This is a genomic window from uncultured Dysosmobacter sp. (assembly GCF_947631635.1).
Lineage (GTDB): Bacteria > Bacillota > Clostridia > Oscillospirales > Oscillospiraceae > Oscillibacter.
Genome location: NZ_CANRMB010000028.1, coordinates 43,433 through 50,181, shown reverse-complemented (window position 1 = coordinate 50,181; position 6,749 = coordinate 43,433). Strand labels below are relative to the sequence as shown.

The 6,749-nt window shown below is 58.7% G+C and carries 8 protein-coding genes and 1 riboswitch; of the genes, 5 read left to right on the top strand and 3 right to left on the bottom strand.

Annotated features, from left to right (window positions below; all coding sequences use genetic code 11):
- Positions 1–3 precede the first annotated feature (3 nt).
- The gene (locus Q0Z71_RS13165) at positions 4–111 is read left to right on the top strand and encodes an iron hydrogenase small subunit (protein ID WP_298023560.1); all 108 of its coding nucleotides are present in this window, start codon (positions 4–6) and stop codon (positions 109–111) included.
- Positions 112–450: 339 nt separating this feature from the next.
- On the opposite strand, the gene Q0Z71_RS13160 is transcribed toward Q0Z71_RS13165, so the two are convergent.
- On the bottom strand, positions 451–1,740 hold the full coding sequence (locus Q0Z71_RS13160) for a folylpolyglutamate synthase/dihydrofolate synthase family protein (protein WP_298023554.1): 1,290 nt from the start codon (positions 1,738–1,740) through the stop codon (positions 451–453).
- Positions 1,741–1,759: 19 nt separating this feature from the next.
- Positions 1,760–2,311: a folate family ECF transporter S component gene (locus Q0Z71_RS13155; protein ID WP_298023550.1), complete on the bottom strand. Its 552-nt coding sequence runs from the start codon at positions 2,309–2,311 to the stop codon at positions 1,760–1,762.
- A gap of 81 nt (positions 2,312–2,392) precedes the next feature.
- A riboswitch (THF riboswitch) is annotated at positions 2,393–2,496 on the bottom strand.
- 629 nt (positions 2,497–3,125) lie between these two features.
- On the opposite strand from Q0Z71_RS13155, the gene Q0Z71_RS13150 reads away from it, so the two are divergent.
- Positions 3,126–3,767, top strand: coding sequence for a CatA-like O-acetyltransferase (locus Q0Z71_RS13150; RefSeq protein ID WP_298023547.1), 642 nt, complete (start codon positions 3,126–3,128; stop codon positions 3,765–3,767).
- Between the two features lie 110 nt (positions 3,768–3,877).
- Here the strand turns inward: Q0Z71_RS13150 and Q0Z71_RS13145 are convergent, their stop codons facing one another.
- Positions 3,878–4,588, bottom strand: a complete 711-nt coding sequence (locus Q0Z71_RS13145; RefSeq protein WP_298023543.1) for an RsiV family protein — start codon at positions 4,586–4,588, stop codon at positions 3,878–3,880.
- Between the two features lie 195 nt (positions 4,589–4,783).
- Between Q0Z71_RS13145 and Q0Z71_RS13140 the strand changes: the two genes are divergently transcribed.
- From Q0Z71_RS13140 to hslO, 3 genes are read left to right on the top strand one after another with little or no spacing between them, the layout of a single operon-like run.
- Positions 4,784–5,077 (top strand): YerC/YecD family TrpR-related protein, encoded by a 294-nt coding sequence (locus tag Q0Z71_RS13140; RefSeq protein WP_298023539.1) that lies wholly within the window; start codon positions 4,784–4,786, stop codon positions 5,075–5,077.
- Positions 5,074–5,820 (top strand): class I SAM-dependent methyltransferase, encoded by a 747-nt coding sequence (locus Q0Z71_RS13135; RefSeq protein ID WP_298023536.1) that lies wholly within the window; start codon positions 5,074–5,076, stop codon positions 5,818–5,820. The genes Q0Z71_RS13140 and Q0Z71_RS13135 overlap by 4 nt, the downstream gene beginning before the upstream one ends.
- Before the next feature lie 37 nt (positions 5,821–5,857).
- A complete protein-coding gene (gene hslO, locus Q0Z71_RS13130; protein WP_298023533.1) occupies positions 5,858–6,748 on the top strand; it encodes an Hsp33 family molecular chaperone HslO in 891 nt (296 codons plus the stop codon).
- Position 6,749: the final 1 nt, after the last annotated feature.

Below are 6,749 nucleotides of genomic sequence, written 5' to 3'. Positions count from 1 at the left end.
CTCATCAAGCGCTCCGAGCGGAATCCCATCGTCACGGAGATGCTGGGGGGCACCTTGAAGGGCCGCACCCATGAGCTCCTCCATGTGCACTATCAAAAAAAGGGAAAATGATCAAAAAAGGTCTGGCGCGAAAGCGCCAGACCTTTTTATTGCTGTATAAATGAAAACCACGGGCTAAGCCCGTGGTTCTAAAAAGGCTAAGCCTATGCGGAGAAAAATGAGAAGAAAAGAGACCAAAGAAAGCAACCAGGTTGAGTACAAGCACGAATATAGACATTGGAACTAAATGAAAAGAACCCAAGCAAGAAAAAGTCTCGGAGAGACGAAAAAGACTGCACCCCACCGCCGATAAAAATCGGCAGCAGGGCACAGATGCAGTAGAAATAAAATTCGAAAGCCTTTAGGCTTTGCCAGTAAAAGCCCCTTATAGGGGCGAGTGCAGGCCACCCGTTATACGGGTGGTCCTGACTCCGATTCTTTTGTCACAGCCCGGCGGACGTCTCCTGAAAAATAGAGAGACCCCAGGGCGCAGACCGCGCCGTCAGGCCCCGCGGCGCGAATGGCGGCGGCCACGCCTGCCTCCACGGTGCTGCAGACCTGTGCGGGGATCCCCCGGGCCTCCAGCAGGCCGCACAGCGCCTCCGCCGTCAGGGCACGGGGACTGTCCGGGCGAACGGTGAACACCTGCCGGGCCAGGGGAGCCAGCAGATCCAGCATGTGGTCCACATCCTTGTCCGCCAGGATGCCCAGAAGAAACACCAGCTTCTGCCCGGGAAAGAGGGCCCGCAGGCTCTCCGCAGCGGCGGCGATGCCGTGGGCGTTGTGGGCACCGTCCAGCAGAAAGACCGGACTGCGCCGCAGGACCTCAAACCGCCCCGGCCAGCGGACGGCGGCAAGGCCGTCCCGGATGGCGGCGTCCGGGATCCGCCACCCCTTCCGGCGGAGGATCTCCAGCGCCGTAATGGCAACGGCGGCGTTCTTCATCTGGTAAGCCCCTGCCAGGGGGAGGCGCAGGGCCTCATAGGGGGCAAAGTCAAAGGTGCTGCCGTCCAGCGTCAGTGCCTGGGGACGGAGGCGGGAGAAATCCACCTCTGTCAGATGGGCGTTCTGCTGCTCACATACCCGGCGGAACACAGCGTCCGCCTCCGGACAGCCGCCGCAGCTGACCACGTCGCCGCCCGGCTTGATGATGCCCGCCTTGGCGGCGGCGATATCCGCCAGCGTGGGGCCCAGCAGGGCCACATGGTCCGTGCCCATGGCGGTGAGAACGGCCGCCTCCGGCACGTCAATGACGTTGGAGGCGTCCAGCGCGCCGCCCAGGCCCACTTCCAGCACGACAAGATCACAATCCCGTTGGCGGAAATACAGCAGAGCGATGGCGGTGATGAGTTCAAATTCTGTGGGGTGCTCCTCCATGGCCTCGGCGGCGGGGCGGACCTGCTCTGTGATGGCTGCCAGATCCCCGTCGGAGATGGGCACGCCGTCGACCTGGACGCGCTCGTGGAAGGTGACCAGATAGGGGGAGGTGTTCAGCCCCACCCGGTACCCGGCGGCCTTCAGAACAGCGGCCAGCATGGCGCAGGTGCTGCCCTTGCCGTTGGTGCCCGCCACATGGACGAATTTCATGCGCTTCTGGGGGTCTCCCAGGGCACGGAGGAGCGTCCGGATGCGGGCAAGCCCCGGTGTGTGCTTCTCCCAGTTAAAGGAGTGGATATAGGCAATGGCCTCTTGGCCAGTCATGGATGGTTCAGCCCCTCTCTCAAGTACGGAACAGTTTTTGCCGCTCCAGCAGATACACCAGGGGAACGGCCACCAGCGCCACCAGCACGGAGGTGATCATGCCGGTGACAAAGCGCGCCGCCGTGGCGCCGAAGACGTAGGCAAAGGAGTAGTAGCCGTAGATCACACTGTCCAGCCAGATGACAAGGGTGTTGGCGGCAGTGGTGATGACCGCGGCGGCTATGCAGACGATGTTGCACAGAATGGGACGGGCGGTCAGCGGCTTTGCGGTGCGCTTGAAGCGGATGGCCGCGGCCCCGATGACCAGGCCCCGCAGCATGGTGGGGATGGTCCACAGCAGGGTGGTGGCAGTGAAGCCGTAGCTCAAAAGCTGCTTCAAAAATTCTCCGATGAAGGCTGTCAGCGCGGCCTCAACCGGCCCCATCAGAAGCGCGGCAACGACCACCGGCAGGGAGCCGAAGGAGAATTTCAGGTTGTTGGGGCCCTGGACGGACAGAAACAGGGACAGCGGCACATACATGGCCGCCAGCACCGCGATGGTGCAGGTGGTGCGGGTGTTGAATTTGGACATAAAAAGACCTTCCTTCTGTTGATTCGGCAGTCCGATACCGGAGCGCCGCACAGAGGAAGGCTTGCCGCGTTTCTCCCATGCGGCAGCGGGATGCGGGACACACACTGCAAGGCTTCTGCCCTTTCGTCCGGAAAATAACTCCCCGTTTTTCCGGCACTATTTCACACGTGCGTCCCTACTCTGCCTGGATTCCTTCATTATATGCCTTTTTTCAGAAATGGCAAGACAAAATCCCCCATTTCTCTTCTGTTTTTTGAGTTGCTCCATGCCGGCCTTCTAGATGATTGGTCAAAGCACCCAATAAATGGAAAACCGCCACGCATAAGCGTGCTTTATATGTATGGTGTTCTCAAAGGAAAAGTTCAATTTCCATAAAATCATATTGCGGAATTCCTGAATATGTTCCGGCAGCAATTCGTATTGCAATGGCTCCTGTGGATAGGATTGTTTTGTATAATATTCGTGGAGCGTACAGATCCCATCCTTTCAACCTCCATCTGCATCAAAACAGTACAGTCCCTTGTCAGAAAAATCTTTTGCGGCTTGCTCTGCGCGTCCGGTTTTATTTGCAAGCAGTATGCTGCTGGGGCCCCTTTCCAATTGATCGAAATATGCTGTCAGCGCATCCGCCCTTGATGCGGATAATCCGGTATGGTATCATGGACCCGTAAGTCAAAATGCAGGGAGGTGGTCCTATGAAACTTGGCATTGATGGTGCTCCATGCAAGGCTTGACGGAACAGGCTTGTATGGAGATCAACTCTGTTCCAAACAGCTTTGCATTTTCCAAAAACAAAATGCAAAGGAGAATGAATATGGAGTATCCATATACAAAGGTCGATTTGGACGAATGGAATCGAGGAAAGCTTTTCAAATGTTATATCGATCATATGCGCATTGTCATGAGCTTGACCGTTGATATCGATGTAACAGGGCTGCTCAAATTTTCCAGAGACAATCATTTGAAGTTTTACCCCACCATGATTTGGACCGTATCAAAGGTCATCAATGCGCACGATGAATTTAAGTATGGCTGGGATGACAGCGGGGATCTGATCAAATGGGACTTTATTTCTCCGTCCTACGCTGATTTTCACAAAGAGGATGAGAACTTTACAAAATTCGTCACGGCCTATTCGGATGACCTGTTTGAATTTCATTCCTGGTTTATGCGGGACCGGGAGATCTATAAAGATCATCGCGGGTTTGTGGAAAACCAGCCTCCGAACTCTTTTGATGTATCCTGTCTGCCGTGGGTGACATATAGGCATTTTGATGTGCATGTGTTTGACGAGGGGAAATTTCTCGCGCCCGTCATCACATGGGGCAAATATGAGATGGATGGCGGGAAATACAGGATGCCGGTCACGATGAATATCCATCATGCGGTTGCGGATGGGTTCCATCTATCCAGGTTTTTTATGGAAGTACAGGAATTGATAGATTCTTTCGCGTGATCCCGTAAAAAACGGTGCTGCGGCAATTGCCATTGACCGGGCAGGTCCCCTTTGGGCCTGCCCGGATTTTATAGGACCGACGGTCCGGGGCGCGGCGGAGGAAAATGCAGTCATGGTGCCTGCGTGCCCTCCCGCCCGTTTTTGGGCGGGAGCTGGAATCCGGCCTTCCCAAAGGGGGCGGTAAAGGTGGGGATGCCCTCCGCCGCCGGGGCGATGGCGTACATGGGATAGAAGAAGGAGAGGCCCTCTGCCGTCAGATAGAAATTCTGGGCGTTGAAGCGGCGGCGCAGGGACTTCCGCCATCCCTCATGATACCGGGCGATGCCCGCCTTCTCCTGCCGCTGGATCTCCGCCGCGGCCAGGTCCAGCAGCTGCCGCTTCCAGGAGCTGCGGGTCGGAAAAAAGGCGGACAGCGCGGCGGGATAGCCCTCCGCCAGGTCCCAGGTGTCCCCCCGGCGGGTGACAAGCGTCTGCCCCGGCAGCGTGACCTCCCGGGACTGGGTGTACAGGCTCCACAGACCGCCCTCGTTGTATGTAACATGGTAAGTCAGCTCCGCGTGAAAGCAGGGCAGGGGTGCGCTGGCGGCCAGGGCGGCCTGATACTCCGCCTTTGCCTGGGGCAGGAGCCAGTTTTCACAATAGCGCAGGAAGGCGCGGCACTGTAACTGATAGTACCGCCGGATGCGGCGGGTGACCCCTCCGGCGGCCGGCACCGGCTGTGGTACGGACACCGCCGCGGTCAGTACGGGGATGCCGTCCACCGTCCACTCCCGCTCCGCCGCGAAAGGCTCTGTGTGCAGTTCTGTCAGGCTCTCTCTCATGCCTCTGCCGCTCCTCTCCCTGGATCTCGTTTTGTTTTAGCCTATGAAGGGGGACAGGCCGGGGTGAATGTGCTGCCGCTTTCCGGAAAAAATTAAGGAAAATCCCTTTACTTTCACGCAGTACAATGCTAAAATATATTTTAGCGGCGTTTAGCCGCCAATTTGCTGGAACGATCCCAGAAAGGGTGTTTTGATATGGTCAAGATCGGCAAGAAAGAGAAAAATGACCAGCTCTACAAAGCCATCCTGCAGCTGAAGGACGAGCAGGAGTGTTATGACTTTTTCCAGGACCTGTGTACGGTATCCGAGCTGCGCTCCATGGAGCAGCGGTTTGAAGTGGCGTCCCTGTTGAATGACGGCATGATCTACAATGAGATCCTGGAGCGCACCGGCGCGTCCAGCGCCACCATCAGCCGGGTGAACCGGTCCTTGAGCTATGGGACCGGCGCCTATGAAAAGATCTTTGCGCGAATCAAAAAGCAAAAATGAGCAGCTATGACGCGCTGGCCTCCAGCTATGACGGCCTGATGGCGGACGGCAGCTACCGGAAGCGGGCGGACTGGCTGGAGCGGCTGTTCCGGAAGAGCAGCATCCCGGTCCAGACGGTCCTGGATCTGGCCTGTGGCACCGGTACTATCTCCTGCCTGCTGGCGGAGCGGGGCTATCAGGTGACGGCCACGGACGGCTCTGAGGAGATGCTGACGCAGGCCATGGGGAAAGCGGCGGCCCTTGACGGGCAGCCGCCCTTATTTCTGCACCAGACCATGCCCCGCCTGCGGCTCATCGAGCCGGTGGACGCCGTGGTGTCCACCCTGGACTCTCTGAACTACCTGACCAAAGAGCGCGACATCCGGGAGACGTTCCGCAGGGTGTACCGCTGGCTGAAGCCCGGCGGCCAGTTCATCTTTGACGTGAATTCCCCCTACAAGCTCCGCCGGATGGACCGGCAGATGTATATGGACGAGACGGAGGACAGCTTCTGTGTCTGGCGGACATTTTTCTCGGAGCGGACCCAGGTGTGCACCTACCAGGTGGACCTGTTCCGCGCTCGGAGGGACGGCGCCTGGGAGCGGGACTTTGAGGAGCACCGGGAACGGGCCTGGACCGAAGAGCAGCTGCGGCGGTATCTCACCGAAGCGGGCTTCACAGCGATCATCCTCACCGGGGACCTGACCATGAAGCCTCCGGCGGAGGATGAGAACCGCTGGATCTTCCGGTGCAAAAAAGCGTGACATTTCAGTTGTTATTGTTGATAAGGAGCTATCTTGCATGAGCGATCGATTGGTGCGTGCGATTTCTAAAGACGGCAGTGTGAAGGCGGTAGCGGTCTCCACCCGGGGCCTGACGGAGCGGGCGCGGCAGATCCATAAGACCCTGCCGGTGGCCACGGCGGCGCTGGGACGGACACTGGCGGCGGCCTCCATGATGGGCAACGCCCTGAAAGGAGAGGGCGCCAGCGTGACACTGCAGATCAAGGGCGGCGGCCCTCTGGGGACGCTCCTGGCGGTGTCCGACAACCAGGGAAATGTCCGGGGCACTGTGGACAACCCGGCGGTGGACCTCCCGCTGCGGCCCGACGGCAAGCTGGATGTTGGGTCCGCTGTGGGCTTTGACGGCACTTTGACCGTCATTCGGGACCTGCATATGAAGGAACCCTATGTGGGCAGCGTGGGTCTGCTGGGCGGCGAGATCGCCGAGGACCTGGCGGCCTATTTTGTGGAGTCCGAGCAGATCCCCACGGCCTGCGGCCTGGGGGTGCTGGTGGACCGGGACCAGAGCGTGCGGGTGGCGGGCGGCTACCTGATCCAGCTGCTGCCCGGCGCCGGAGAGGACGTCATCTCCAAGGTGGAGGGCGGCGTGATGGCCGCCGGAGCCGTAACGGGCCTTCTGCAGGAGAACGACGACCCCAAGGCGGTGCTGCGGAAGGTCCTGTCGGATTTTGAACTGGAGATCCTGGAGGAGTCCCCCATTGAATACCGGTGCTATTGTAGCCGGGACCGGATGGAGCGGGCGCTGATCAGCCTGGGGCCGAAGGAATTGAAGGGGATCATCGATGAACAGGGCAGCGCGAAGCTGGCCTGCCAGTTCTGCGACAACGTGCAGACCTTTACAAAGGCTGATTTGGAAGGCCTTCTGGCGGATATGAAGAAAAAAATGTGAT

Bases quoted from the DNA above. Each gene is read 5' to 3' on its own strand.
- Q0Z71_RS13155 (WP_298023550.1), bottom strand. From the start codon at position 2,311: ATGTCCAAATTCAACACCCGCACCACCTGCACCATCGCGGTGCTGGCG.
- Q0Z71_RS13135 (WP_298023536.1), top strand. From the start codon at position 5,074: ATGAGCAGCTATGACGCGCTGGCCTCCAGCTATGACGGCCTGATGGCG.
- hslO (WP_298023533.1), top strand. From the start codon at position 5,858: ATGAGCGATCGATTGGTGCGTGCGATTTCTAAAGACGGCAGTGTGAAG.
- Q0Z71_RS13140 (WP_298023539.1), top strand. From the start codon at position 4,784: ATGGTCAAGATCGGCAAGAAAGAGAAAAATGACCAGCTCTACAAAGCC.
- Q0Z71_RS13160 (WP_298023554.1), bottom strand. From the start codon at position 1,740: ATGACTGGCCAAGAGGCCATTGCCTATATCCACTCCTTTAACTGGGAG.
- Q0Z71_RS13150 (WP_298023547.1), top strand. From the start codon at position 3,126: ATGGAGTATCCATATACAAAGGTCGATTTGGACGAATGGAATCGAGGA.
- Q0Z71_RS13145 (WP_298023543.1), bottom strand. From the start codon at position 4,588: ATGAGAGAGAGCCTGACAGAACTGCACACAGAGCCTTTCGCGGCGGAG.